Source organism: Deinococcus aerius (genome assembly GCF_002897375.1).
Lineage (GTDB): Bacteria > Deinococcota > Deinococci > Deinococcales > Deinococcaceae > Deinococcus > Deinococcus aerius.
In genome coordinates, this window is record NZ_BFAG01000001.1 from 398,747 (window position 1) to 422,698 (window position 23,952).

A 23,952-nucleotide genomic window follows, 5' to 3' on the forward strand; every position below is an offset into this window, starting at 1 on the left:
TTTTTCCCAGGTCCAAACGAAAGAAGCGACCCCGTGAGGCCGCTTCTGGAGAGGAGGAAGGGAATCAGCGGTCGCCCGTGTCCCCGGAAGTCGTGCCCCCCGAGGTCGCGTTGCCGCTTCCGGTGGCGCTGTTCGAGCCGGTGCTCCCACCCGAGGTGGAGCCCCTGGTGGAGGACCCGGTCGAGCTGCTGCCCGTACCCTTGTCCGTGCTGCCCTGCGTGCTGCCCGCCCCGGGCGTGGCCGGGGACTGCGCCGCCGGAGTCTTGGGCTCGGCCGCCGCGACCCGCTTCTGCTGGGCGGCGAGGACCTTCTGGAGGTTGTTGACGGGGTTCAGGGCCAGCACCTGCGAGGTCAGGTAGGTCTGCCCGGCCTCCTGCTTCTTCTGGGCGAGGACCTGGTCGCGAATCTGGTCGCGCACCTGGGCGAGGGGCTGCACGGCGGCGCGCTTGAGGTCGGTGACGTAGGCGACGACGTAGCGGTTGCCCACCTTCACCACGTCGCTCAGGCTACCCTCGCCGACCGGGCGCAGGCTCTTGGCGGTGAAGACGGCGGCTTCCAGTTCGGTGCCCAGGGTGCCGGGGGCCTCCGCCGTGCCGGGCGAGACCTGGCCGCGCTCGCTGACCGTGCCGCCCGCCTTTGTCGCGGCGGTGACGAAGCTGCCCTGCCCGTTCCAGCCCTGGCGGAAGGCGAGGGCCTTGGCGCGGTCCGCGAAGCTGGCCTCGCTGACGGTGGCGCTGGCGGGCGTCTCGAACTGGGTGCGGTTTTCGGCGTAGAACTTCTGAATGTCGGCGTCGGTGACCTGTACGTCCCGTGCCCCGTAGGCGGCGAGCCCGGCGGCGAGTTCCTGCCGGGTGCCCGCCAGCGGGATGTTCTTCTTCTGCACGATGAGGGGCGCGGCGTAGCCCTGGAGCAACGTCTCGACGACCTGCGGCTTGAGGATGCCGTTGACCAGCCCCGCCGCCTGGTCCGCCGGGACCTGCCCCAGCAGGCTGGCGAACTGCTGGTTTTGCACGACCTGCGCCACCACGTCCGAGTACGGAATCTTCTGCCCGCCCACCGAGGCGACCGTGGGGTTCTCGGTCTTCCAGTTGGGGTCCAGCACCTCGATCTGGGCGTTCTTTTCCAGGCCGTCCAGCCAGCGCTCGACCGCCGCGTTCTTCTTCTGGTCGTTCACGGCGCTCACCGCGTCGGCCTTGGCTTCCTCGAAGGGCTTCACGGCGGGGGGCAGGTACTTCTCGACCTTCACGATGTAGAACTTGCCGCCGCTCCCGATCACGTCGGTCACGCCGCCGTCCTTGAGCGCGAAGGCCGCGGTGCCCACCTCGCTGGGGAGGGCGACCTGCGCCACCGGGCGGGGGCTGCCGTTCTCGATGGGTCCCAGGGCGCCGCCCCGGTCCCCGAACTCGGTGCTGTTCTGGCGGGCGAGTGTGGCGAAGTCTGCCCCGCCCTTGACCTGCGCCAGGAGTTGCTGCGCCTTCGCCTTGTCGTTCACCACGATCTCGCGGCCCACGATGCGCGCGTCGGACTGGAAGCTCTGGGGGTTGAGCTGGTAGTACAGCCGGGCCTCGGCGTCGGTCGCCGCGGGGGCCGTCTTCTGAATCTGCTCGACCTTGCGCTGCACCGCGAGCTGGTCGCGGGTCTGCTGGCGGAAGGCGGCGTCGGTCAGGCCCACCCCTTGCAGGGCGTCCGTCCAGGCCTTGTTGTCGGTGAGGTTGTTCGCCTCGCGGATCTTCTGCACCTCGGCATTCACGTCCGCGCGGCTCACGTCAATGTCCTTCGCGCCCTGGGTCAGCACCGCCTGCCGGACCTTCTGGGCCACGATGTAGATCTTGAAGTCGTCGGCCAGCACGCCCGACTCGGCGCTGCCCAGCACGGGGTTGGTGCGGCGCACCGTCTCGAGTTCCTCGGCAGTCACGGTCTGGCCGTTCACCTTCAGGGCGGGTGTGCCCTGCTGGCGGTTTCCGAACAGCGAGCCGACGTTGGGGGTGAACTGGTAGGCCATGCCGACCACCAGCAGCAGTGCGAGAACGCCCAGCAGGACGTTCACGACCTTTTTTCTTCTCACTTGATCTCCTCCCGGGTGCGTGCTACATTCCCTGAGCCCTGCGCTCGTAGCTCAGGTGGATAGAGCGTTGGCCTCCGGAGCCAAAGGCCACAGGTTCGAGTCCTGTCGAGCGCGCCACAGCAGGTCAAGACGCCACCCGCCCGGGTGGTGTTTTGCTTTGGGGTCCCTTCCCGGGGGAAGAGGCCGTGGGGCCGGGGTTCCGAAGACGCACGCGGGCGATTCTAGCACGCTGCCTCAAGACCACATGAAGCCGGAAAAGGCGTTCTGGGCGCTCTTTTCCGGCTTCCTCTCATGTGATCCCGCTGAGGCTCAGCCCGCAACCTCCCGCGCCTGTTGCCCCCCGGGCCGCTGCCCCACGAGGAGGGCGAGGGCCGCGAGGACGAGGACCGACCCCGCCCCGAAAGTGGGCGTGGCGCCCAGGCGCGAGTAGAGCTGGCCGCCACTCAGGGGGCCGACCACATTTGCCAGGGCGCTGAACGCCTGGGCCCCGCCCTGCACCCGGCCCTGCGCGTCCTGCGGCGCGGCGATGGAGACGAGCGCCCCCAGCGAGGCGTTGAAGATGCCCTCGCCCATGGCGAAGGTCGCCACGCTGAGGTACAGCAGGGCCGCGTGGGGGAGGACGGGCAGCAGGGCCAGGCCGGTCATGCCCACCGCCCCCATGCCCAGCCCGAGCAGCGCCACCCCGCGCTCGCCCAGCCGCCGCAGCAGGTGCGGCAGCAGCAAGCCCTGCGCCACGATGTCGCAGCAACCCACGATGATGAAGGCGGTGCTGGTCTGCGCGGGACCCCAGCCCAGCGTGTCGCGGGTCAGCAGCGCCAGGGCAATCTGCATGAGCGAGAAGGGCAGCAGGAACAGCACGCTCACCGACACCAGCCGCCGCACCGCCGGGTACGCGAGCGCGCCCGAGAGCTGCCGCAGCGGGTTGAGGTGCGCGGCGTCGAAGTGCCGCTGGCGCCGCTCGGGCCTCAGGCTCTCGGGCAGGACGAACGCGCCCCACAGCAGGTTGAGCAGGGCCACCCCCGCCGCCAGGAACATGGGCGCGCCCAGCCCGAGGTGCGAGGTGAGGCCGCCAAGGGCCGGGCCGATGATGAAGCCCGCCCCGACCGTCGCGCCGATCTGCCCGAAGACCTTGCCGCGCTCCTCCTCGGGGGTGGTGTCGGCCACGTACCCGAAGATGGCGCTCAGGCCCCCGGCGCACAGCCCGTCGATGATGCGGCCCAGAAACAGCATGGGCAGGCTGCCCCCGATCCCGAAGATCAGGTAGCCGATCCCCGAGCCCAGCAGGCTGAGCATGAGCACGGGCCGCCGCCCGTAGGCGTCACTGAGCGCCCCCAGCACGGGCGAGGCGAAAAAGGAACACAGCGCGTAGGCCGCGCCCAGCAGGCCGATCACGGCCGCCTGCCGGGACACGTCCGGCACCTGCACCGCCACGATGTACGGCAGGACCGGGAAGACCAGCCCGATCCCCACGGCGAACAGGAAGGCCGTGACGAGCATGAACAGCAGCGGCGGGCGCGGGGAAGCGGAAGGGGAAAGGGTCTCGTTCATGTCCCCAGGCTAGGGAAGGGCGGAGGACGGGTCTTGAACAAACGCGACACGGGCCTGCTCCGGGGTCAGGGTCTCACTCAGGGCCAAGGTGGACAGGCTGCCCAGCCTCGATTCGAGGTCCGCCGGATGTTCCGCGGCGCGCAGGCGGCTGAACCGGACGAACGCACCCGGCGTCATGTGCGACAGCACCCGGAACTCGCGGGTGAGGTGCGCCTGGTCCGAGAACCCTAGCTCGTAGGCGAGGGGAGCGAGCGGTGTGTCGGGCCAGAGCCACAGGCGGTTGTGGACCTCCTCGAAGCGGATCAGGCGGGCGAGCGTCTTGGCGGGCACGCCCACCTCCTCCCGGAAGGCGCGCTCCAGTTGCCGGGGGCTGAGGTCCAGTTCCCCGGCCAGCGTCCCGATCCGCGCGGTGCCCAGCGAGCCGTAGAGCCGCGCGGCGGCCTGCACCCCCGCCCCCGCCTCACGGCCCCGACCGGCGAGCAGGCCCAGCAGCCAGGCTTCCAGGCACTGCCGCGCCCCCTCCCAGTCACTCAGGGTGACGAGCGCGCAGACCTCGCGGGCCACCCCGCCGTACCCGGGCAGCAGGTCCAGCGACGCGGTCCCGATGGACCAGCCGAACAGTTGCCGCGCGCCCCAGGGGTAGAGGTCCACCCCCAGCGCGCGGGTCAGGCCGCGCGAGACGACCCGCAGCGGCTCCAGGCTCATGCCGAAGAGGGACGCGGCGGGCATGGGCTCCAGCTCGCCCGTGACCGGGGAGCCGTGCCAGGAGTCGCCCGCGTAGAAGGTCAGGCGCACCGAGCGCTCTGGCAGGAAACGGTGTTCCTCCTCGCCCGGCCCGTGGTGTTCCTCGACCTGCCAGTACAGCCGCACGCAGCCCCGCAGGCGGGGGTCGGGCAGGAACTCCCGGTAGGGCATGGGGGGCAGCATGCCACAGGGGACTTCCGGCCGGCATCCGTGAAATGGCGGGGAGGGCGGGCGAAACAGATGTGGTACACCGGGGCCATGGACCTTCTCCCCCTCCTGGAACGTCTGCCCGGCAGCTATGCCGGACCCACCCGGCCCGAACCCGGCCCTTACGGATTGATCGGCGTGGGGGAAGGGGCGCTGGCCGCCCACCTCGCCGCCACGCTCGTGCCCTTCACCCGGACGCGGGGCGGCACCCAGTTCGTCGTGTCGAGCGCCGACGCGGGGGACGCCGCCCGCGACTACGCCGATCTCGCCGAGGTGTCGGGTGCGGCGGTGCGCCGAGTGAGCACCGGGGGCAGCGTAGGCGACGTGGACGTGCTCGTGCCGGGCGGGGTGGTGACGACCTACCACGCCGCCCAGTACCTCGCGCACGCGACCGGGCACGCCGACCAGGCGGCGGACGCCGAACTCCTGCTCGCCAACCTGCGTGACCGCTGCGCCCCGCATGTGGAGGAGGGCAACCCCGCCCGCGACCTGGCCTGGACCCTGTGGGGCCGCACGCCCCTGCTGCTCGCCGCACCCGAGGCCGACGCCCTCCCGCACGCCTGGCAGTCGCTCCTCGCGCGGGTGGGCAAGACGCTCGCCGTGCCCCTCCTGGGCGATCCGCTGATCCTGGCGACCGGGGCCTTCGAGGCGCAGCACGAGAAGGGCGACGCCAAGGTGGCGCTCCTGCTGGGTGACCCCGACCCGGCCCTGGGCGTCGCCCGCGAGGTGCTGGAGTCGCGGGTGGACGAGGTGCTGCACGTCCCCTACCCCGAGGGCGTCAGCCCCGACCAGGTCGGCGGGTACGCGGCCCAGCTCGCCCTGTGGTACTTCGGGGCCTGGGTGGCGGCCTACCTCGCCGAGCGGTACGGGGTGGACGCCGCCGATCCGCCCATGCTCGCCCGCGCGCAGGCCGTCCTGGCGGGCGAGGGCGACCCCGCGACCCTCCTGGCCCCCCAGGGCGGCGAGGACGTGCGCCGCACCAACCTCGTCCGCGACTGGCGGGGGGACGAAGCGGATGAGGACGAGGACTACGACGAGGACCTGGACGAGGACGAGGGGAACAGCGAGGAGGATTGAGCTGGGAACCCCAATTCAGGGGAAGAGCGGGGCGAGTCTCCCGCGCCCACCCCGCCGCCCGAACAGCACTCCGGCGCTTACCGCCGGCCCGCCTCCCGGGTCTCCGGCCCCACGCTGAGCTGGAGGGCAAACCCCGGCAGGACCCTCTGGAGGTACGAGAGCAGCGCGGAGATAAAGATCACCGTGCCGCACATCTCCATCGTCTCCTCGACGATGACGCCCCACACCGGGATGAACCCCGCGGCGATGTGGCGCGAGTTGGAGGCGGCCTCCAGGAGTTCCATCCCCAGGGCTCCCCCGACGTACACGGCGCCCGCCAGGATGAAGAGGCGCCGGGTCGGGGCGGGCAGGTGGAGCAGGAACCGGATGGACCCCAGGAGCAGGGCCAGCGCCGCCACTCCGTAGGGAACCACCCAGAGGTACAGCAGGGCGCCGCTCGAGTGGTGCAGCCGACTCAGGGGAAGGCTGATGTTGTCGTGGATGCTGGCGAGTTCGTCGAGGGAGAGGAAGAGAAAGGTGGCGGACAGCACGGCCCAGTGGGGCCAGAACGGTCCTCCGAACCGCCGCCTCGCCAGGGCGATGGCGCCGAGCAGGAGGCCGCTGAGCAGCAGCAGGCCGCCCGAGAACGTGGCCGGGATGTTGGCCTCGCCCCCCAGGCCGAACATGATCGTCAGCCAGTCCCGCCCGGTGAAGTCCGAAAAGTGCAGCGTCGCCAGCCGCGTCAGCACGTTGATGACGACCAGGACCGCCGAGATCCCGGCCAGCAGCCGGACGATCCCGCGGGGGGACAGGGTGAACGGCTGAACCCCTGCCGGGGACGGATGCGCGGCGCTTCTCGTGGCTGGACCCACACTTCCCAGTTCGGCTTGACCCGGTGCGGACATGCTGTGCCCCCCTCTGTGAATAGGTCAACTCCTGCCTGGGGCCGGACCCCGGGCGGGGCGGAGTTGTTTTGGCGCGAAGTGTTCGAGTCGCGGCAAGACCTGGCTTGCCCCGGACTCCCGGACAGGCACCGGCAAGGTTGGGGGGAGAACGCGGATTGTTGCGGGGAGGCCTGACGAAACCCTGACAGAGGAGGCGTTAATAAAAAGTAAATGAGATTTCGGTCACGAAGGGTGAGACAGCGGTGCCCTCGTCGTCCGGCACCGGCGGCCCCGCCGCTTCCCGGGGCAGTCATGGACAGTCGCGGGGGGTGCGGTGGTTACCCCCAGAGGGGCTTTTCCCTCAGTCGTCCGCGGCCAGGAGTTCCGGCAGCCGCACGGGAAGCTGCCCCTCCAGCCCCAGCAGGTGGCGCACCGCCGCGTTCCAGCCCTCGTCGTCGAGGACGCGGTACAGGTGGGCCCACTGCCAGCGGCGGTAGGCGTCGGCGGCCTCCTCCAGCCCGGCCTCGCGGCCCCCTTGCAGCGGGTTGGGGGGCGGCGCGCTGAGGTGATGGCGCGAGAGGCTGCCCTCCAGCTCCGCGAGGGTCTTCGGTCCCAGGGCGAAGGCGACCCGGCCCTGCCCCAGCCAGCGCGCCAGGTCTTCCTCGGGGGGAAGGGCATACAGGATGAGTTCGCCGCCGGGATGGGGGGCGCCGGGGGAGACCAGCGTGAGCCCGGGCACCTGGTCGCCCAGGTACGCGGCGACGGGACCGTCGGCGTAGGCGCTCGCCCCGGCGCGCAGGTGGCTCATCGCCTCCCGGGGGTCGAGGCGGGGCAGGGGCGGGGCGTCCACGAGCGGGCTGTCCAGCCCCAACCGGGCGGGGGCACGCAGGGCCTGCCCGTGCAGCTCCAGCCGGGTGCGCCCCTGCCACTCGGAAGTCACGAGGTGCGCGGCGAGGTCGCGGTCGCCGGGCGCCGCGTCCCGCTCCCCGTGCTTGATGCCGCGCAGCCCCCCGACCTGGAATTGCAGGCTGTCGCCGCGCTTCCCGACGAGCCGCGTGCCGGTCAGCGGCTCGCGCACGTGCCACAGCGGCGGCGCGTGGCCCGTCCCGAAGGGCTCGAACTCCGCCGCCTGGGTCACGAGGTCGGGGGTCGCCCCCAGGGTCGGGAGCGGCGCGTCCAGCCGCCACACGGGCACCGGGCGGGGGAACTGCCGGACATAGTCGTGCAGCCGCTCGCGCAGGGCGGGGAACCGGTCCTCCTCGACCGCGAAGCCCGCCGCCCCGGGGTGCCCGCCGTACCGCTTGAGGAGGTCGTGGCTGTAGCGCAGCCCCTCCACCGCGCTGATGCCGGGGGTGGAGCGCACCGACCCCTTGCCCTGCGCGACGATGTACACCGGCTTGTGAAAGGTCTCCACCAGCTTGCTCGCCACGATGCCCATCACGCCCGCGTGCCAGTCCGCCTTGGTGACCACGATGGCCGGGTCGGCGGGATCGGCCAGCCCCAGCGCCTCCTCGAACATGCGGTCTTGCAGCACCCGGCGGTCCTGGTTGCGCGACTCCAGGTAGGTCGCCAGGGTCCGCGCCTCGTGCAGGCTGTCCGTCGTGAGCAGCCGCAGCGCCACCTCGGCCTCGCCCAGGCGCCCGGCCGCATTGACCAGCGGGGCGAGCAGGAAGGCCACGTCCCGTGCGGAGGGCCGCTCCACCCGCCGGGCGCTCAGCAGCGCCTGGAGGCCGGGGAGGGGGGACTCCGCCAGCGCCGCCAGCCCCGCCCGCACGAGCGCCCGGTTCTCCCCAATCAGGGGCGCGACATCGGCGATGGTCCCCAGCGTCGCCAGGGCGGCCAGCTCGCGCGGCTCGGGCAGGCCGAGTTCCTGACGCACGGCCCACAGCAGGTGGTAGGCGACGCCCGCGCCGGTCAGGTTGTGCAGGTCGGGGTCGTAGCCCGCCGTCCGGTGGGGGTGAACGACCAGGCCCTCCGGGTAGTCCGGGCCGGGCGCGTGGTGGTCAGTTACGATGACTTCCGTGCCCCGGGCGAGGAGCGAGCGCACCTCCTCCAGGTTGGTCACCCCGCAGTCCACCGTCACGAGGAGGTCGCAGGCGGCGGCGTGTTCCTCCACCCGGTCAGGGTGGATGCCGTAGCCCTCGTTCAGGCGGTGGGGGATGAAGCCGTGGACCTCTGCCCCGGCCTCACGCAGGCCCAGGATCAGGATGGCCGTGGCGCTCACCCCGTCCGCGTCGTAGTCGCCGTGGATGCGGATGCGCCGCCCGGCCCGGATCGCCCCCACGATCCGCCGCGCCGCCTCCCGCAGCGCCGGGTTGGGCGTGAGGACCAGCGGCGGGTCGAGGAGGGCCGGGGTCAGGCCGCGCCCGTGCAGCACCTGGGCGAGTGGCGGCGAGACGCGCCAGGTCCGCATGCTCTCCAGCAACGCCTCCCGGCTGGCGGGCGGGGCGAGGAGCCAGCGCGCCTCGGGCCGGGGGGACGGGGGCCGCCTCACGCGTTCACCCGGGCCGGGGGAGCGGCGGGTTCGGGCGCCGGGGCCACGCTGCCCAGGCGGGCCTGGAGGGTGGCGGTGAGGCGGCCTTCGAGGGCCGCGCGCTCGCGGGCGTCGCGGCGGCGGCGCCAGCGGGCCTGCCACAGCGGGGGCAGCAGCAGCAGCGCCGCGTACAGGGCGCCCAACGCGGCAAACAGCGCGACCGCCGTGCCCACCGGGAGCAGCAGCTCGCCCCGCCCCAGCGGCAGCGGCAGCCGCACCAGGGCCGGGTTCTCCAGCGCGACCAGCAGCAGGTACGCGCCCAGCACGAGCAGCAGCAGCACCTGAATGAACCCCACGAGTCGCATGGGGGCAGTCTAGCGCTCCCCGGCAGCCCCTGCCAAAGAAAAAAGGCCCCGCTGGGGGGCCTTCTGGAGTCGCAACGGGCTCAGAAGTAGAACTTCAGACCGGCCTTGATCGCGGGCACAAAGCCGCGGTCGGTCGTCGTGGTGCTGTTCTGGAGGGCGCCCGTGCCCTTGTTGCTGAGGTAGTACTTGCCGTCCACCTCGGCGAAGGCGGCGAGCGAGTTGGTGATCTGGAAGTCGGCGCCCACCACGCCCTTCACGAAGGTGTCGGTGGTGTTGGTGGTGGGATTGGGGTTGGCGGTGGTGGGGCGGGCCGTGCTGCTCGTCAGACCCAGGCCCACCCCAGCGTAGGGCTGGATGTTGCTGCCGGTGTTGAAGTTGTAGGTGGCGGCCACGTCGGCCGAGAGCGCGTTGGCGGCGGGCTTGTAGTCGACCGAGACGCGGGCGCCGAATGGCCCGATGATCTGGGTACTGCCGACCATGCCGCCGAAGCTGGTGCAGAAGTTCACCTGGCGGCCGCCCGCGTTGGGGATGAAGCAGGTGCCGCTGCTCGCGGCGACGCTCACACCGGCGAACAGGTTGCCGCGCGTGGCGCCCTCGGGGGCGGGCGTGGTGTCGCCGATCACGACGGTGGTGGGCGCGGGGGTCGTGGTCACCGTGCCGGTCGTCGTGGTGTCGGTGGTGGTGCCCGTGGTCGTCCCGGTCGTCGTGCCCGTGGTTCCGGTCGTGCCGGTGCTCACGCGCTGCTCCAGGGCGGCGATGCGGGCCTCCAGCGCGGTGGTGTCGGCGGCGGGGCCTGCCGGACCCGCGGGACCGGCGGGGATGTTCCGCACGGCAGCCTCCAGCGCGTCGATGCGGGCGGTCAGGGCCGCCGTGTCGGTGCCCGCCGCCGTGCCCGTCCCGGTGCCCAGGGCGGCGATACGGGTCTCCAGGGCGGTGATGCGGGCCTGCTGCTCGGCGCTCAAGCGCTCCAGGTCGGTCACGCGGGTGCTGATGGCGGCCAGCTCGGTGCTGACCTCCTGCATGCCGCGCGTGATCGTCGCCAGGTCGCTCTGGCTGAGGTTCCCGCTGCTCAGGGTGCCCGCCTGGAGCAGGCGGTAGAAGATCAGGGCGGCCTCGTAGCGGGTCAGGTTCTGGTTGCCGCGGAAGGTGCCGTCCGGGAAGCCCTGAATCAGCCCGCGCTGGGTGATGAGATCCACCGCGTCCTTGGCCCAGTGCCCGGCGGGCACGTCGCTGAAGGTCGGGACCTGGGTGGTCGCCGCGCTCGTCGTGGCCGGGGCCGTGGTCGCGGGCGTGGTCTGCGCGGGGGTGGTCGCCGGGGTCTGGGTGGTCTGAGTCGTGGTGTCGGTGGAGGTCTGGGCGCTGGCGACGCCGAGGCTCAGGGCCAGGGTGGAGGCGATCATCAGGGACTTGTGCATAGGTTCTCCTTTGTCTCGCACGCGGACGGCGGGCCGTCCCCGGTGCATGGGCATACCGTAGGCAGCCCGAGTGAGTGGCCTGTGAAACGTAACACGAGAACGTTCGCAGGACCAATCGATTTTCCCCCAACCCGGCACCCTCTGCCTAAAAATAGGAGAAAAATGAGAAAAGTTCCCCGGATTCTGAGCGGAAATTCTGCCCCTGAGCAGGCCCATTTTCCGCCGACGATGAGAAGCCTGTTCGGTGATTCAGCCTTCCACTTCATGAGGAATCCCTCACGGCGCCTCAGAAGCGCGACCGTGGCGAGCGGCGCCCGTGTGAAGAACCACACGAGAAAGCGCGTGTGGAAACGGTGGACGGGGCTTCCCGCAGTTCGGCAACCGGCTTTAAGGTTTCTTGATCCGGTCGTCCGAGGTGAAGGGTCGCACCTGGAACGCCCGCCCGGCGGCGCAAACGGGACCCCTCTATACTCGCCCCCATGAGTCAGATTCACGTCCGCGCGCAGCCGGGAGACGTTGCCGAATATGTCCTGCTGCCCGGCGACCCCAACCGGGCGCGGCACATCGCCCAGACGTACCTGGAGGGCGCCACCCTCTACACCGAGCACCGGCAATTGCTGGGCTTCACGGGCACGTACCGGGGGGTGCGCGTCAGCGTGCAGACGACCGGGATGGGCTGCCCGAGTGCGGCCATCGTGGCCGAGGAACTCGCCCGGCTGGGGGCGCGGACGCTGATCCGCGTCGGCACGCTGGGGGGCGCCACGCCGGAGGTGCAGCCCGCCGATCTCGTGATCGCCACCGCCGCCGTGCCGGGGGACGGCACCACCCGGCAACTGCTGGGCGGCGCCCCCTATGCCCCCGCCGCAAGCTTCGAGGTGGTGGCGGCGGCGGTGGGGGCGGCCCGGACGGCGAACGTCCCCCACCATGTCGGCCTCGTCATGACCGAGGACGCCTTCTACGCGAGCACGCCCGAACACGCCCGCCTGTGGGCCTCGCGCGGGGTGCTGGGCTTCGAGATGGAGGCGAGCGCCATCTTTCTCGTCGCGGCGTATCACGGCATCCGGGCAGGCTGCCTGACCACGTGCAGCAACGACATCGGTGATCCCCAGCTCGTCCCCGACGAGGTGCTGGCGGGCGGCGTGGACCGGATGGTCCGGGTGGCGCTGGAGGCCATCGTGACGCTCGCCGGGGAAGGAAGCTGAGCCCCGGCCGCCCTACTGCGTCCCGCCTCCCTCTTGCCCCGCCCGCCGCGTGTCAGGATTGGCCCATGACGATGCTCGACGAGATCGAATTCCGCAACCTCCAGCTCGACCAGCACGGGCCGCTGGCGGTGCTCACGGTGAACCGCCCGGGGGCGCTCAACGCCCTGAACGCCGACACCCTCAACGAGATCTCGCAGGCGCTGGAGGCCGTGATCGAGAACCCCGAGGTCGGGGCGCTCATCATCACCGGGGGCGGGGACCGGGCCTTTGTGGCGGGGGCGGACATCAGCGAGCTGGCGCAGCTCGGGGACGTGTACGCGGGGCGTGAACTCGCCCTCGCCGGGCAGGACGTGATGCACTCGGTCTCCAGCCTGCCCATTCCCGTCATCGCCGCCATCAACGGTTTCGCGCTCGGCGGCGGCCTGGAACTCGCGCTCGCCTGCGACGTGCGGGTGGCCTCGCCGCGGGCCAAACTCGGGTTGCCGGAGGTCACGCTGGGCCTGATCCCCGGCTTCGGGGGCACCCAGCGCCTCGCGCGGCTGATCGGGGCGGGCCGGGCGCTCGACCTGATGCTCACGGCCCGCCAGGTGCCCGCCGAGGAGGCCCTGGGCATGGGCCTGGTGAACTACGTCGCCGACGACCCGCTGCAAAAGGCGCGCGAGGTGGCCGAGGGGATGATGAGGAACGCCCCCATCGCCCTCTCGCTCGTGAAGGAGGCGGTGCGCCGGGGCCTGGACACCACGCTGGAGGCCGGGCTGGAGGTCGAGGCGGACCTCTTCGGGCTGACGGTGGCGACGAAGGACTTCCGCGAGGGGACCTCCGCCTTCCTCGCCAAGCGCCGCGCGGAGTTCCAGGGTGAGTGAGCCGGGAAACGGGGGGGAGGGGACGGGCATGGCCGAGGAACCCAAGTTCACCCTGAGTGTCGCCGACGGCAACGTGCAGGACGTGGAGAGCCGCCACCCGGAGGCGGAGGCCGCGCCCGACCCCCGCCGGGTGGTGGAGTTCACCACGCCGCGCGCCAAGCTGATCGAGGAGGCGCACCGGGCGATCCACATGGACCTCGCCGACTATCCCCGGGCGCGGGCCGCCTACGAGGCGCTGCGGGGTGATCCCGAGGCGCTGGCGCACTGGGACATGGCGAACTACATCACCATGCGCAAGCTGGGGTACAACGACCACGGCCGGGTCCACGCCTTCATCACCGGCGCGGCGAGCATGGCGATCACCGAGCTGCTGCTGGAGGCCGGAGTTCGCCCCGACCTCATGGAGAGCGGGGTGGGCGACGCCGACGACGTGTTTCTGGCGGTCATCCTGGGCACCATGCTCCACGACATCGGCAACCAGATTCACCGGGTCGGGCACGAGGGGCACGGGGTCACGCTGGCCCTGCCCATCCTCGACCGGATCATGGGGCCGATCTACCCCGACCCCTTCAAGCGGACCAAGGTGCGGGCCTTCATCCTGGGGGCCATCGACTCCCACGACCTCAACCCGCCGCCGCTGACGCTGGAGGGCGGCATCACGGCGGTCGCGGACGGCACCGACATCACCAAGGGGCGGGGGCGCAAGGCCTTCGCGCTGGGCAGCGTGGACATCCACTCCATCAGCGCGCTTGCGGTGGATCAGGTCGTGATCGAGCGTGGGCGGGGCAAACCGGTGCTGATCTCGGTCACGATGAACAACTCCGGCGGCATCTTCCAGGTCGAGGAGGTGCTCGCCCCCAAGGTGATCCGCACGCCCATGAGCCGCTACGTGGAGCTGCGCGCGACGACGCGGCCCGAGGGCGACGAGCAGATCCTGTCGCGCGTCCGGCTGGACGGCGACCACTTCGTGATGGACCTGGAGGACGGCGAGCGCGTCGTGGCGAAGGTGCAGGACAGTCGGCAGCGGATCGCCGAGGCCGTCGTGGAGAACCTGGGCCTGGGAACCGAGCAGCGGTAGCTCCCCGTAGTCCCCTAGCTGGACTGTGCCCCAACTTCACCCACCGGCCCCCCGCGTTCTCTAGACTCGGGGGGATGAAGGTCTGGGGAATAGGTCTGTCGGCCGCCGTGCTTCTGGGCGGCGCTCTTGCGGTGGGGGTCGCCTCCCAGGACAACGGGCGCCTCGCCCCCGGCCTGCGGGTGGCGGGGGTAGATGTGGGCGGCTTGACGCGCGAGGAGGCATTGGCCGCCGTGAGGGGCCATGTCCCCGCCCCCCGGCAGGTGACGGTCACGGCGGGCGGGCAGGCGTGGACCGCCCCCGCCGACACGCTGGGCTGGCGGGCCGACCCGGAGGCGAGCGTGGACGCCGCCGTGCGGGCCACCGCCGGGCGCACCCTGCTCCAGCGGGCCGAGGGCCTGCTCGGCTGGGCCCAGGAGCAGGACCTCCCCCTGGTCGAGCGGGTGGACGTGGACACGGCGTTGACCGCCCTGAAGACCCTGACCCGGGATGTGCGGGCCGAGCCGCGTGATGCGGCGGTCATCTTCGACAAGACCCTCAAGGCCTACGCCGTGCGGCCCGACTCCCCCGGCCGCCGTCCCAACGCCGCCGCCGCCGCGAATGCGTTCGCCGCGAACCCCGCCCTGACCACCCTCGCCGTGCCCGTGACCGAGTGGCGACCCGCGCGCACGGCCGAGTCGCTGCGGGCCCAGGTCCAGCAGGGCAACCGCCTGATGCGCCCCCTGACGGTGAAGCTGGGGGGCAGTGGGCGCGCCGGGACCCTCACGCCCCTCCAGGTCGCCGACCTGTACTGGGTGCGCCCCGGGGGCATCGTGCCCGACGAGAAGACCCTCCAGACCACCTTCCAGAAGTTGACCGCCGCCGTGGACCAGCCCGCGCGCAATGCCCGCTACGCCCTCCAGGGGGGCAAGTTCGTGCGGGTGAAGGAGCAGACCGGGCGCGTGACCGACCGGGCGGCGGCCTTCGCGGCGTTCAGGAAGGCGGTGTTCGACCCCGCGGCGGACACGGTGGTGTTCCCGGCCAAGGTCAGCCAGCCCACCCTGACGGTCGCGGCGCTTCCCGACCCCAACAAGCTGGAACTCATCGCCACGGGCACGAGCACCTACTACCACAGCAGCCCCGAGCGGCGCACGAACGTGGCGAACGCCGCCGCCAAGATCAGCGGGGTGGTCGTGCCCGCGGGCGGGACCTTCAGTTTCCTTCAGGCGCTGGGCGGCATCAGCGAGGACAACGGCTTCGTCGGCGGGCTCATCATCAGCGGGGGGCGCACGGTGGACGGCCTGGGCGGCGGTGTGTGCCAGGTGTCCACGACCACCTTCCGGGCGCTGTACCAGGCGGGGCTCCCGGTCGTCGAGCGCAACCAGCACTCCTACCGGGTGAGCTACTACGAGCCGCAGGTGGGCTTCGAGGCCGCCGTGTACGACCCCGGCCTCGACCTGCGGATGAAGAACGACACCGGGGCGCCCATCCTCATCAAGACGGTCAACAACGACGCCCGCAGCACCCTGAAGGTCGAGGTCTGGGGCGTGAAGCCGGAGCGCCAGGTCACCGTGAGCCCCGCCGTGATCCTCTCGCGCACGCCGCACCCGCCCGCCGAGTACGTGGTGAACCCGGGCCTCCCCGCCGGGGCCGTGCGGCAGGTGGACTGGGCGCAGGACGGCTACGACCTCTACATCACCCGCACGGTCAGGGACGCGGGCGGCGTCCGCACCGACAAGGTCAGCACGACCTACAAGCCCTGGCGCGCCGTGTACGAGGTCGGCCCGCGCGGCTGAGCCGGGGGTGCGGGCTGGAAGGGGCCCGGTGAGTCGGCGGTCAGCCCCGCTCACCTCCCCGTCAGGCCTGGCCCGTACAACAGAGGCGTATGCGACGCCTTGCCCCCCTGGCCGTGCTGACCGCCCTCGCCCTCGCCGGGGGGGCAGGTGCCCAAGCCACCCTCACCGGCACGACCTGGACCCTGACCGGGCTCACGGAGGCGGGAAAATCGGTCTCGCCCGGTTCAGCGGCCCCGCGCCCCACCCTGCTGCTGGACGGCAAGGCGGCCTCGGGGAGTACAGGCTGCAACACGTACCGGGCGAGCTACGTGGCGCGCGGCGAGGTCCTGCGCTTCGGGCCGCTCGCCACCACCCGCCGCGCCTGCCCCGACCGGGTAGACGGGCTGGAGGCGCGCTTTCTCAACCTGATGGGCCGGGTCACCCGTTTCCAGCTCGGCGGGAACACCCTCACCCTCTTCGCGGGGAGCCGTGACCGGCTGGTGTTCACGGCGGGGAATGCGGCGACCTCCAACCGCCCGGAGGTGGGCATGAATCTGGACGGCACCTGGACCCTAATCGGCGGCACGGCCCTGCGGGTGGTTCCGGGCGGGGTGCCCAGCCTCACCTTCGCGGACGGCCGGGTGAGCGGCACGGGCGGCTGTAACCGGCTGACCGGCCCCTTCCGGCTGGAGGGGGAGACCCTGACCCTGGGGCCGCTCGCCTCCACCTGGATGGCCTGCGCGCCGGAGGTGAATGCCCGGGAGGCCGCGTTCCTCGCCTTCCTGGGGACGCCGCTCACCGCCTCCGTCCAGGCCGTGACCCTCACCCTGACGAACGGTGAGGGGCGGACCCTGGTGTTCCGGCGCGGCGGGGTGACGGGCGGCGCGGGGCTGAGGGAAGGCGGGGTCGGGGCGGCGCAGGCCCAGCCCTCCGTCGCCGACGGCAGCTACACGCTCGCCGCCGTGGACGGTCAGGCTGCGCCGCGTACCTTCCGGCCCATCACGCTGACGTTGGAGGGCGGGCGGATCGGCGGGAGCGACGGGTGCAACAGCTTCGGGGGGGCATACCGGTTGGAGGGTGGGCGCGTGGTTCTGACCGGTCCACTCGTTGGCACGCGGATGGCCTGCCCCGATTCGGCGGGCGAGGTGGACGTTCTGGCGGTGCTTAGGGCGCGGCCTGCCCTGACCGTCACGCCTGCGGGCCTGACCCTCACGGCGGGGGGGACGACGCTGGTGTTTAGCCGGGGCGTTGCTACAGGTAGGCCGTAAGTCGGGCGGTGGTGGGGAAGTGCGGGTGGGGTGAGGACGGGGGCTGGGCGCTTTGCTGGAGGAGGTTGGAGGGGCAGGGCATCCTGCTGCGGTTTGCCCCCACCCCCCAGCCCCCTACCCCCAGAGGGGGCAGGGGGAGTTTTCCGCTGCGCTCGGCAAAGGGCCCGCCCATTGCGCCCGTGGCCGACCTCTTCTCCCCGGAAGGTCTGATCTTGCTGCATCCTGATCCGCGTGCCCACCGTCTCGCTGCGCGAGCCGACGTGGTGAAGGCGGTGCGAGCGCGAGCCGAGGGGTGGGGATGGGCCGTCCACCGTAGACGGTTTTACCGAGCTGAAGCTATGGCGTTGGTACTCCTCTCCACTTGCGGGGGAGGCTGGGTGGGGGGTGGCGAGCGTAGCTCGCCCTCATGGCTGACCGCGAAACTGTCATCACCCCACTGCTCACCTCGCAACAAACATTGGCTGGGGAGGCTGGGACTCGTGGCGTTGCGTGCAGAGCGGGATGGCAAGCGCGCGCCTGCCCTCATCACGCGCCGTACCCCTCGCGGCGGTCCACTGTTCCGGCCGTTCCCAGAAGACGGCCTCCGCAGTTGGGCTCCGCAGCCTGTGACGAATGCAGTGAAGCAGGATGTGCAGAGGGCCCTTGCGGCGGCTCAGGACTCGCGCCCCTTCGTCAACCAGTCGGCCTCCAACTCAGCTATCTCGCGCGGAGCATGGGACCGCGCCCACGTGGCGGCGGCCTCCACGTCATACGCGGTGCGGCGGAACTCGGCGGCCCAGTTCCCGTTGCGGCGGGTCAGGAGCACTCAGCGGGCGAGGGGCAGGCCGTCCTTCTGGCGGCTGACCGGCCCGGCGTTCACGACCGTCACGCCGTCCACCACGGCCAGCATCTCGTGGTGGGTGTGCCCGACGATGCAGACGCGGCCCCCTGAATCGAAGGTGAAGTTCCCCAGCCTCTCCCGCAGCTCCTTGAAGTGCGCGGGGCGGGTGTGTTCCCCCTCCTCGGTCAGGAGCAGGTCCTCCCAGGGGCTGCGGGGGCTGCCGTGGGCGGCGCGCACCTCCCCGTCCGCCGTGTCCACGAAGGTGGGGAGCACGGCCAGTGTTCCGGGCACGCTCGCCGGAAGCTGGGCCAGCAGCCAGGAACGCATCCTCTCCTTGCCCGGCCGCATCCCCGCCACCCGCTCGTCGGTGTTGCCGCGCACGGTGACGGGGGCGTGTTCAGCCTGGAGCGCCCACGCCCCCGCTGGGTCGGCGGCCCCCCACACGCTGTCCCCCAGGTTGAGCACCGCGTCGGGCGCAGACTGGCGGATGTCCTCCAGTACAGCCTCCAGCGCGAAACGGTTACCGTGAACGTCCCCGAAAACGGCGAGTCTCATCCTTTCTCCTTACTGCGGGCGGCGCAGGGCGGCGAAGATCAGGCCGAAGAGCAGGCAGGTGACCACCACCGCGAGGAGGGAGGCGTTCGCGTTGAAGTCGGGCCGCAGCGCGTCGCCGGTGAACTTGTAGACGGCGTAGGGGGCCAGCCAGCCCAGCGCGTACAGCCCGGCGCGGCGGGGGTAGGCGCGGGTGGCGGCGGCCTCGGGGAACATGCGGGCGGGCACCAGCATGGCGGGGATCAGGAGGAGCTGCGTCAGCCAGAACCACAGGGGCAGACGCCCAAAGCCGTACTCCACCCCGGCGAAGACCACGTTCAGGGCGGCGATCAGGAGACCGGTGACGACGAGCGAGCGCAGGAGGAGCGGGTTCACGCCCGGCATGTTCGCACAGGTGTGGATGGGCGCACCGTCAGATCGGCGCGGCGGGAATGCGGCATCATGGCCGGGTGCCTGACCCCGCCTCCCGACATCCCGATCCCCTGCACGGCGTCACCCTGGAACAGATCGTGGTGCGGCTGGCGGACCGCTACGGCTGGGAGGGGCTGGCGCGCCGCGTGCCCGTCCGCTGCTTCCAGCATGAGCCCAGCGTGCCATCCAGCCTCAAGTTTCTGCGCAAGACACCCTGGGCGCGGGCGAAGGTGGAGGCGCTGTACGTGACCCTCGTGCGGGACGAGCGGGAGACCTGAGGGCCGTCAGGGCCGGGGAAGGTGCGTCAGGACGTTGACCAGCGTGCCGTCCGGGTCGCGCACGAAGAAGCGCCGAACGTCCCAGGCCTCGTCCCGGGGGGATAGACCACCTCGAAGTTCTGCCGCCGCATCTCGGCGTGGGCGGCGTCCACGTCGTCCACCTCTATGCTGACGTTCGGGTGGAGGCCGGAGGGGTCGCGGGAGATGATCTGGGTGGCCGGGTCGGTGGGCGAGGCGAAGGTCAAGGTCCAGCCGAGGTCCATCACCCCGCGGTAGCCGAGCGTGCCCCCGCAGAAGCGGCGGCTCCGGGAAAGGTCCTTGCTCGGGACGTTGGGCACGGCGCGGAGGACGCGCATGGATCACTGTACCGGGGCCATCACCCCAGCACGAGCCACAGGGCCAGCAGGCCCGCGAGCAGCACGGGCGGTGTGAGGATCAGCCCGGCGCGCAGGTACTCGCCCCAGGTCACGTGCAGGCCGCGCCCCCGCAGCACATGCAGCCACAGCAGCGTGGCGAGGCTGCCGATGGGCGTGAGCTTCGGCCCGATGTCCGCCCCCACGACCGCGCCGTACAGCAGGGCGTCCCGCGCGGCCCCCGTCACGCCGCTCTCCCGCAGGCCCAGGAGGGCGGTCAGCAGGGCGGGGAGGTTGTTCAGCCCCGCGCTGAGGCCCGCCACGCTCAGCCCCGAGGCCAGCACGCCGGGGAGCGGTCCCCCCTCCGCCCTCGCCGCCATCCAGGCCCCGTAGGCCCCTGTAATCCCCGCATCCCGCAGACCGGAGACGACCGTGTACATGGCGAGACTGAACAGCACTACGTTCCACGGAGCCGAGCGCAGCACCTCGCGGCTGCGGACGTTCCCGCTGCGCGCCGCGACGAGCCACACCGCCCCCGCCGCCACGCCGACCACCGCCGACAGCGGTACATGCAGCCGCTCGGCAAAAAAGGCCCCCGCCAGCAGCAGCGGTGTCACGGCCCACCCCGCCCGGAACACGCCCCGGGAGCGCACGGCACTCCCCGGGTCCGGCAGGGCCGCCGGGTCGTACCGCCGGGGCAGCGTGCGCCCGTAGACGGCGAGGAGCACGGCCAGGCACGCGAGCACCACCGCCAGGTTCACCGGCACCATCACCCGCGCGTACTCGCCGAAGCCCAGCCGGAAGGCGTCCGCCGCGATGATGTTGGTGAGGTTGCTGATCGTGAGTGGCAGGCTGGCCGCGTCCACGACGAAGCCCACGGCGAGCGCGAAGGCGAGCGTCGCCGCCCGCGGGAGCGAGAGCAGTCCCGCGAGTTCCAGCACGATGGGCGTGAGGATGAGCACGCCGCCATCGTTGGCGAAGACGGCAGCCACCCCGGCGCTGAAGACCACCAGCAGGACCAGGAGCCGCCGCCCGCTCCCGCCCCCCCAGCGGGCGACGTGGAGCGCTGCCCAGCGGAAAAAGCCCGCCGCGTCGAGCAGCAGGCTCAGGGTGATCAGGCCCACGAGCGTCAGCGTCGCGTTCCAGGTCGCCCCCCACAGGGCGGGCAGCTCGGAGGGGTGGACCACGCCCGTGAGCAGCGCGAGGACCGCCCCGAGAGTTGCCGCCCGCGCCGGACCCAGCCCCAGGGGCCGCCAGATCACCAGCGCCACGGTGAGCAGGACGATGAGGACGGCGAACACGCGCTCCTACCGCTTGCCCAGCAGGTACGCCTTGGGATGGTGCCCCCCGCTGTACACCTGGAAGAGTTCGCGGGCGTTCCAGCGGTCCTGCTCGCGCAGAATGCGCTCGAACAGCTTGATCTCGTGCGTGAGGACGACGAGGCGGCCCTGGCGGCTGCACAGGCGGTGCATCTCGGCCAGGAAGGCGGGGTAGAGGACGGCGTTGCCGCCGTGCGTGCCCACCGCGTCCCCCCACGGCAGGTCGGAGACGATCAGGTCGAAGGAGCGGGGGGGCAGGCCGGTCTGAAGCGCGTCCACCTGGGCAACTTCCACCTCGCGCCCCGCCGCCCGCAGGTTGGAACGGGCGCACTCGACGGCCTCCGCGTTCGTGTCCACCCCCACCATCGCGTCGTAGGGGCCGAGCAGCGCCCGCTCGACGAGCAGGGTGCCGCTGCCGCTCATGGGGTTGAAGATGCGGTCCTCGTCGCGCTGACCGGCGAGCTTGTGCAGGGCGTAGGCGACCGTGGCGTTCAGGCCGCCGCCCATGTTGCACACCCGCCACGGGCGCGCCGAGAGGGGCCGGGGCGTGAGGCGCGCGAGGACCTCCCAGCCGGGGCCGTCCTCCTGCGGGCGCAGCCGGATGAGGAGTTCGCCCTCCTCGGGGTCGTGGGGCAGGTTCAGCGCGGTCTGGAGTTCCTCGGCAATCCGCGTCATCACGCTCGACTCGCGGCCCGCCGCCGCCAGCCGGAAGGAGCGGTGACCCCCGAAGCGCCCCACCTCTTCCAGAAACGCCGTGAGTTCTCCCAGTTGCTGGTGGCCCAGCAGGCCGCGCGGGCGGGGCACGTCCCAGGCGCGCACCCGGTAGGCGGCGACCGCCCCCCGCAGCCGGGTCAGGCGCTCGGGCTCGCCGGGATACCAGAAGCGCAGGCCCCGGATGTCGCGCGCCAGCGGCACCGTCCGCAGTTCCCCCTCGGCGACCGCCTCCAGGCCGGGCAGCGCCTCCAGCACGTACTCGTGGGCGGGCTGGCGGGCGCGGTGGTCGCCCTGGGGCTTTCTGGGGCGGGTGGAGGGCGCGGTTCTGGGGCGGGGCATAGCAGGGCAGTATAGCGGCGGGTCGCCGGGTGGGGGGCGGTGGTAGAATCGCGCGTTTCCTATGACCCGTCCCCCCCTTCCCCCGGTGTCCGGCCCGCGCCCGCTCGGCTCCGAAGCCCCGCGCGCGCGTAAACCCCTGCTGTCGCGGGTCAGCCCGCCGCAACTCATCGCCCTGACGTTCGCCCTGGGCATCCTGCTGGGCGCGGGACTGCTGTGGCTGCCCGTCACCCACGGCGAGGGCCGCTCCGTGAACTTCCTGCAGGCCCTCTTCACGGCCACGAGCGCCCTGTGCGTGACCGGATTGAACGTGATCGACCCCAGCCGCGACTTCAACCGGCTGGGGCAGGTCATCATCATGCTGCTCATCCAGGTGGGGGGGCTGGGCATCATCACCTTCGGCACGGTCTTCGCGCTCGTCACCCGGCGGCGGGTGAACTACAGCGAGCGCATCCGGCTGGCGCAGCAGGTGAGCGCCTTCAGCGCGGGCGACGTGGTGCCGCTGATCCGCAACATCTTCCTGTACACCTTCGTGATCGAGGCCGTGGGTGCGGCGCTCCTCGCCTTCCGCTTCGTGCCGCTGGAAGGGTGGGGCAGGGGGCTCTTCTACGCGGTCTTCCACTCGGTCAGCGCCTTCAACAACGCGGGCTTCGCCCTGTACAGCGACAACCTCGTGCGGTTCGTGGGTGATCCCCTGGTCAGCCTGGTGATCGCGTTCCTGATCATCCTGGGCGGCATGGGCTTTCTGGTGCAGCTCAACGTGGTCGCGCACCTGCTGCACCCCCGGCGCAGCCGACTCCTCGTCCACTCCAAACTGGTGCTCACCATGATGGTGGCGCTGCTGATCATCGGGACGCTCATGTACCTCGCGTTGGAGTGGAGCAACCCGAGGACGCTGGCCCCCCTTCCCTTCGGGGACAAGTTGCTCGCCAGCTTCTTTCAGGGAGTCGTGCCGCGCACGGCGGGCTTCAACACCCAGGATTACGGCGCGATGCGTCTGGGGACGATCTTCATCACCATCATCCTGATGTTCATCGGGGCGAACCCCGGCTCGACGGGCGGCGGGATCAAGACGAGCACCTTCTACGTGATGATGGCCTCGGCCTGGAGCATGGTGCGCGGCCAAGCGGACACCACGCTGTTCTCCCGGCGCATCGACCGCGAGACGATCCTGCGCGCGATGACAGTCGGCCTGCTGAGCATCGGCCTGGTGAACACCATGTTCATCCTGCTGCTGGTGACGAACAGCCGCGTGAACATCACCTTCGAGCAGCTCTTTTTCGAGGCGGTGAGCGCCTTCGGGACGGTGGGGCTGAGCATGAACGCCACGCCCCTGCTGAACCCGGAGCAGCACCTCGTCCTGATCCTGCTGATGTACCTGGGGCGCATCGGGCCGCTGACCTTTGCCGTGGCCTTTAATTCGCGCACCCAGGGCGACCCGGTGCGCTACCCCGCCGAAAAGGACATCCTGATCGGCTGAGCGCCGGGCCTCCCCGCGCTACCCTGCCTGTCAGGATGAAGACCAAGCAATGTCTGGTGATCGGCCTGGGCCGTTTCGGCACCGCCGTCGCCACCACCCTGTACGAGATGGGCCACGAGGTCGTCGCCATCGACCAGAACGAGGAGAATGTCGAGCGGGTGATGAACCTCGTCACCCACGCCGCCGTGGCCGACGCCAGCGACGAGCGGGCGCTGAGGAGCATCGGGGCCGCCGACTTCGACGTGGTGGTGGTCGCCATCGGCACCGACGTGCAGGCGAACATCCTCGCCACCATGAATGCCAAGAGTCTGGGCGCGCCCTATGTGGTCACCAAGGCCATCGACGAGATGGCGCGGCGGGTGCTGGAGCGCATCGGCGCGGACCTCGTGATCCGGCCCGAGCACGACATGGGCGTGCGGCTCGCGCGGCAGATCGCCACGCCGAACATCGTGGACACGCTGGACCTGGGGGGCGACTACGCCATCGTCGAGATCGAGGCGAATGAGCGTTTGCGGGGCACGTTGCGCGACCTGAACCTGACGGGTCGCTTCGGCGTGCAGGTGATCGCCGTCAGCCGGGCGGGGAAGGTGGAGGTCACCCCCCGCGCCGAGGATGACGTGCGCCCACACGACAAGCTGGTGGTGATCGGGACGGGGCACAGCCTGGACGAGCTTCGGCGGTATCTGGGGGAGTGAGGGGGAACAGGGCACGCCCCAGATGGCGGCACTTGTTGCCCCCCAGGTGTTCAAAGGCGAGGAGCACAGAACCCG

General features: G+C 71.5%; 22 protein-coding genes and 1 tRNA gene. 10 read left to right on the forward strand and 13 right to left on the reverse strand.

Annotation, left to right across the window (positions count from 1 at the left end):
• Window positions 1–64: 64 nt before the first annotated feature.
• Window positions 65–2,065 (reverse strand): peptidylprolyl isomerase, encoded by a 2,001-nt coding sequence (locus DAERI_RS01825; protein WP_235610174.1) that lies wholly within the window; start codon window positions 2,063–2,065, stop codon window positions 65–67.
• Window positions 2,066–2,105: 40 nt separating this feature from the next.
• Here DAERI_RS01825 and DAERI_RS01830 point away from each other — a divergent pair.
• Window positions 2,106–2,182: transfer RNA gene (locus DAERI_RS01830), tRNA-Arg, on the forward strand.
• 192 nt (window positions 2,183–2,374) lie between these two features.
• On the opposite strand, the gene DAERI_RS01835 is transcribed toward DAERI_RS01830, so the two are convergent.
• Window positions 2,375–3,613 (reverse strand): MFS transporter, encoded by a 1,239-nt coding sequence (locus tag DAERI_RS01835; RefSeq protein WP_103127759.1) that lies wholly within the window; start codon window positions 3,611–3,613, stop codon window positions 2,375–2,377.
• A gap of 9 nt (window positions 3,614–3,622) precedes the next feature.
• A complete protein-coding gene (locus DAERI_RS01840) occupies window positions 3,623–4,540 on the reverse strand; it encodes an AraC family transcriptional regulator (protein ID WP_235610175.1) in 918 nt (305 codons plus the stop codon).
• 75 nt (window positions 4,541–4,615) lie between these two features.
• Here DAERI_RS01840 and DAERI_RS01845 point away from each other — a divergent pair, with 75 nt between their 5' ends.
• Entirely contained in the window at window positions 4,616–5,641 is a 1,026-nt protein-coding gene (locus DAERI_RS01845; protein WP_103127966.1) for an SIS domain-containing protein, read from the forward strand.
• A 77-nt stretch (window positions 5,642–5,718) separates the two neighbouring features.
• Here DAERI_RS01845 and DAERI_RS01850 read toward each other — a convergent pair whose 3' ends face one another.
• The 4 genes from DAERI_RS01850 to DAERI_RS01865 form a co-directional block, all read right to left on the reverse strand.
• Complete coding sequence (locus DAERI_RS01850) at window positions 5,719–6,525, reverse strand: DUF8692 domain-containing protein (protein WP_133161943.1); 807 nt, start codon at window positions 6,523–6,525, stop codon at window positions 5,719–5,721.
• Window positions 6,526–6,865: 340 nt separating this feature from the next.
• Window positions 6,866–8,917, reverse strand: a complete 2,052-nt coding sequence (locus DAERI_RS01855; RefSeq protein ID WP_235610216.1) for a single-stranded-DNA-specific exonuclease RecJ — start codon at window positions 8,915–8,917, stop codon at window positions 6,866–6,868.
• Window positions 8,918–8,994: 77 nt separating this feature from the next.
• On the reverse strand, window positions 8,995–9,342 hold the full coding sequence (locus DAERI_RS01860) for a lipopolysaccharide assembly protein LapA domain-containing protein (RefSeq protein WP_103127762.1): 348 nt from the start codon (window positions 9,340–9,342) through the stop codon (window positions 8,995–8,997).
• An 80-nt stretch (window positions 9,343–9,422) separates the two neighbouring features.
• Window positions 9,423–10,757, reverse strand: a complete 1,335-nt coding sequence (locus DAERI_RS01865) for an S-layer homology domain-containing protein (protein WP_103127763.1) — start codon at window positions 10,755–10,757, stop codon at window positions 9,423–9,425.
• Between the two features lie 479 nt (window positions 10,758–11,236).
• Between DAERI_RS01865 and DAERI_RS01870 the strand changes: the two genes are divergently transcribed.
• The 5 genes from DAERI_RS01870 to DAERI_RS01890 all read left to right on the forward strand — a co-directional run bounded on the left by DAERI_RS01870 (window position 11,237) and on the right by DAERI_RS01890 (window position 16,919).
• Window positions 11,237–11,959, forward strand: coding sequence for a phosphorylase family protein (locus DAERI_RS01870; protein WP_103127764.1), 723 nt, complete (start codon window positions 11,237–11,239; stop codon window positions 11,957–11,959).
• A gap of 65 nt (window positions 11,960–12,024) precedes the next feature.
• Window positions 12,025–12,822: an enoyl-CoA hydratase/isomerase family protein gene (locus DAERI_RS01875; RefSeq protein WP_103127765.1), complete on the forward strand. Its 798-nt coding sequence runs from the start codon at window positions 12,025–12,027 to the stop codon at window positions 12,820–12,822.
• A 28-nt stretch (window positions 12,823–12,850) separates the two neighbouring features.
• The gene (locus DAERI_RS01880; protein WP_103127766.1) at window positions 12,851–13,900 is read left to right on the forward strand and encodes a phosphohydrolase; all 1,050 of its coding nucleotides are present in this window, start codon (window positions 12,851–12,853) and stop codon (window positions 13,898–13,900) included.
• Window positions 13,901–13,974: 74 nt separating this feature from the next.
• Window positions 13,975–15,672 carry a VanW family protein gene (locus tag DAERI_RS01885; protein ID WP_103127767.1) on the forward strand — a complete coding sequence of 566 codons (1,698 nt, stop codon included), beginning with the start codon at window positions 13,975–13,977 and terminating at the stop codon, window positions 15,670–15,672.
• An 89-nt stretch (window positions 15,673–15,761) separates the two neighbouring features.
• Window positions 15,762–16,919 carry an META domain-containing protein gene (locus DAERI_RS01890; protein WP_103127768.1) on the forward strand — a complete coding sequence of 386 codons (1,158 nt, stop codon included), beginning with the start codon at window positions 15,762–15,764 and terminating at the stop codon, window positions 16,917–16,919.
• Between the two features lie 652 nt (window positions 16,920–17,571).
• Here DAERI_RS01890 and DAERI_RS23235 read toward each other — a convergent pair.
• The 3 genes from DAERI_RS23235 to DAERI_RS01900 are packed head-to-tail and all read right to left on the reverse strand — an operon-like array spanning window position 17,572 to window position 18,675.
• On the reverse strand, window positions 17,572–17,724 hold the full coding sequence (locus tag DAERI_RS23235) for a hypothetical protein (RefSeq protein ID WP_369689437.1): 153 nt from the start codon (window positions 17,722–17,724) through the stop codon (window positions 17,572–17,574).
• A complete protein-coding gene (locus DAERI_RS01895; RefSeq protein ID WP_369689438.1) occupies window positions 17,725–18,294 on the reverse strand; it encodes a metallophosphoesterase family protein in 570 nt (189 codons plus the stop codon). It lies immediately after the preceding gene.
• Window positions 18,295–18,303: 9 nt separating this feature from the next.
• Window positions 18,304–18,675: a hypothetical protein gene (locus tag DAERI_RS01900; protein WP_369689439.1), complete on the reverse strand. Its 372-nt coding sequence runs from the start codon at window positions 18,673–18,675 to the stop codon at window positions 18,304–18,306.
• Between the two features lie 65 nt (window positions 18,676–18,740).
• On the opposite strand from DAERI_RS01900, the gene DAERI_RS01905 reads away from it, so the two are divergent.
• Window positions 18,741–18,980, forward strand: coding sequence for a VF530 family protein (locus DAERI_RS01905; protein WP_235610177.1), 240 nt, complete (start codon window positions 18,741–18,743; stop codon window positions 18,978–18,980).
• Between the two features lie 26 nt (window positions 18,981–19,006).
• Here the strand turns inward: DAERI_RS01905 and DAERI_RS01910 are convergent, their stop codons facing one another.
• Genes DAERI_RS01910 through DAERI_RS01920 form a run of 3 tightly spaced genes read right to left on the reverse strand, consistent with a single transcriptional unit; the run spans window position 19,007 to window position 21,705 of the window.
• The gene (locus DAERI_RS01910; protein ID WP_201262699.1) at window positions 19,007–19,336 is read right to left on the reverse strand and encodes a VOC family protein; all 330 of its coding nucleotides are present in this window, start codon (window positions 19,334–19,336) and stop codon (window positions 19,007–19,009) included.
• Between the two features lie 20 nt (window positions 19,337–19,356).
• On the reverse strand, window positions 19,357–20,634 hold the full coding sequence (arsB, locus tag DAERI_RS01915; protein WP_103127770.1) for an arsenical efflux pump membrane protein ArsB: 1,278 nt from the start codon (window positions 20,632–20,634) through the stop codon (window positions 19,357–19,359).
• Between the two features lie 6 nt (window positions 20,635–20,640).
• Window positions 20,641–21,705, reverse strand: coding sequence for a methyltransferase domain-containing protein (locus DAERI_RS01920; protein ID WP_103127771.1), 1,065 nt, complete (start codon window positions 21,703–21,705; stop codon window positions 20,641–20,643).
• A gap of 61 nt (window positions 21,706–21,766) precedes the next feature.
• On the opposite strand from DAERI_RS01920, the gene DAERI_RS01925 reads away from it, so the two are divergent.
• Together DAERI_RS01925 and DAERI_RS01930 are read left to right on the forward strand one after the other, a co-directional pair.
• Entirely contained in the window at window positions 21,767–23,182 is a 1,416-nt protein-coding gene (locus DAERI_RS01925) for a TrkH family potassium uptake protein (RefSeq protein WP_103127772.1), read from the forward strand.
• 35 nt (window positions 23,183–23,217) lie between these two features.
• Window positions 23,218–23,877 (forward strand): potassium channel family protein, encoded by a 660-nt coding sequence (locus tag DAERI_RS01930; RefSeq protein WP_103127773.1) that lies wholly within the window; start codon window positions 23,218–23,220, stop codon window positions 23,875–23,877.
• Window positions 23,878–23,952: the final 75 nt, after the last annotated feature.

Bases quoted from the DNA above. Each gene is read 5' to 3' on its own strand.
- DAERI_RS01840 (WP_235610175.1), bottom strand. From the start codon at position 4,540: ATGCTGCCCCCCATGCCCTACCGGGAGTTCCTGCCCGACCCCCGCCTG.
- DAERI_RS01910 (WP_201262699.1), bottom strand. From the start codon at position 19,336: ATGCGCGTCCTCCGCGCCGTGCCCAACGTCCCGAGCAAGGACCTTTCC.
- DAERI_RS01870 (WP_103127764.1), top strand. From the start codon at position 11,237: ATGAGTCAGATTCACGTCCGCGCGCAGCCGGGAGACGTTGCCGAATAT.
- DAERI_RS01845 (WP_103127966.1), top strand. From the start codon at position 4,616: ATGGACCTTCTCCCCCTCCTGGAACGTCTGCCCGGCAGCTATGCCGGA.
- DAERI_RS01925 (WP_103127772.1), top strand. From the start codon at position 21,767: ATGACCCGTCCCCCCCTTCCCCCGGTGTCCGGCCCGCGCCCGCTCGGC.
- DAERI_RS01930 (WP_103127773.1), top strand. From the start codon at position 23,218: ATGAAGACCAAGCAATGTCTGGTGATCGGCCTGGGCCGTTTCGGCACC.
- DAERI_RS01895 (WP_369689438.1), bottom strand. From the start codon at position 18,294: ATGAGACTCGCCGTTTTCGGGGACGTTCACGGTAACCGTTTCGCGCTG.
- DAERI_RS01885 (WP_103127767.1), top strand. From the start codon at position 13,975: ATGAAGGTCTGGGGAATAGGTCTGTCGGCCGCCGTGCTTCTGGGCGGC.
- DAERI_RS01850 (WP_133161943.1), bottom strand. From the start codon at position 6,525: ATGTCCGCACCGGGTCAAGCCGAACTGGGAAGTGTGGGTCCAGCCACG.
- DAERI_RS01920 (WP_103127771.1), bottom strand. From the start codon at position 21,705: ATGCCCCGCCCCAGAACCGCGCCCTCCACCCGCCCCAGAAAGCCCCAG.
- DAERI_RS01860 (WP_103127762.1), bottom strand. From the start codon at position 9,342: ATGCGACTCGTGGGGTTCATTCAGGTGCTGCTGCTGCTCGTGCTGGGC.
- DAERI_RS01865 (WP_103127763.1), bottom strand. From the start codon at position 10,757: ATGCACAAGTCCCTGATGATCGCCTCCACCCTGGCCCTGAGCCTCGGC.
- DAERI_RS01890 (WP_103127768.1), top strand. From the start codon at position 15,762: ATGCGACGCCTTGCCCCCCTGGCCGTGCTGACCGCCCTCGCCCTCGCC.
- DAERI_RS01880 (WP_103127766.1), top strand. From the start codon at position 12,851: ATGGCCGAGGAACCCAAGTTCACCCTGAGTGTCGCCGACGGCAACGTG.
- DAERI_RS01875 (WP_103127765.1), top strand. From the start codon at position 12,025: ATGACGATGCTCGACGAGATCGAATTCCGCAACCTCCAGCTCGACCAG.
- DAERI_RS01900 (WP_369689439.1), bottom strand. From the start codon at position 18,675: ATGCCGGGCGTGAACCCGCTCCTCCTGCGCTCGCTCGTCGTCACCGGT.
- DAERI_RS01855 (WP_235610216.1), bottom strand. From the start codon at position 8,917: ATGCGGACCTGGCGCGTCTCGCCGCCACTCGCCCAGGTGCTGCACGGG.
- DAERI_RS01835 (WP_103127759.1), bottom strand. From the start codon at position 3,613: ATGAACGAGACCCTTTCCCCTTCCGCTTCCCCGCGCCCGCCGCTGCTG.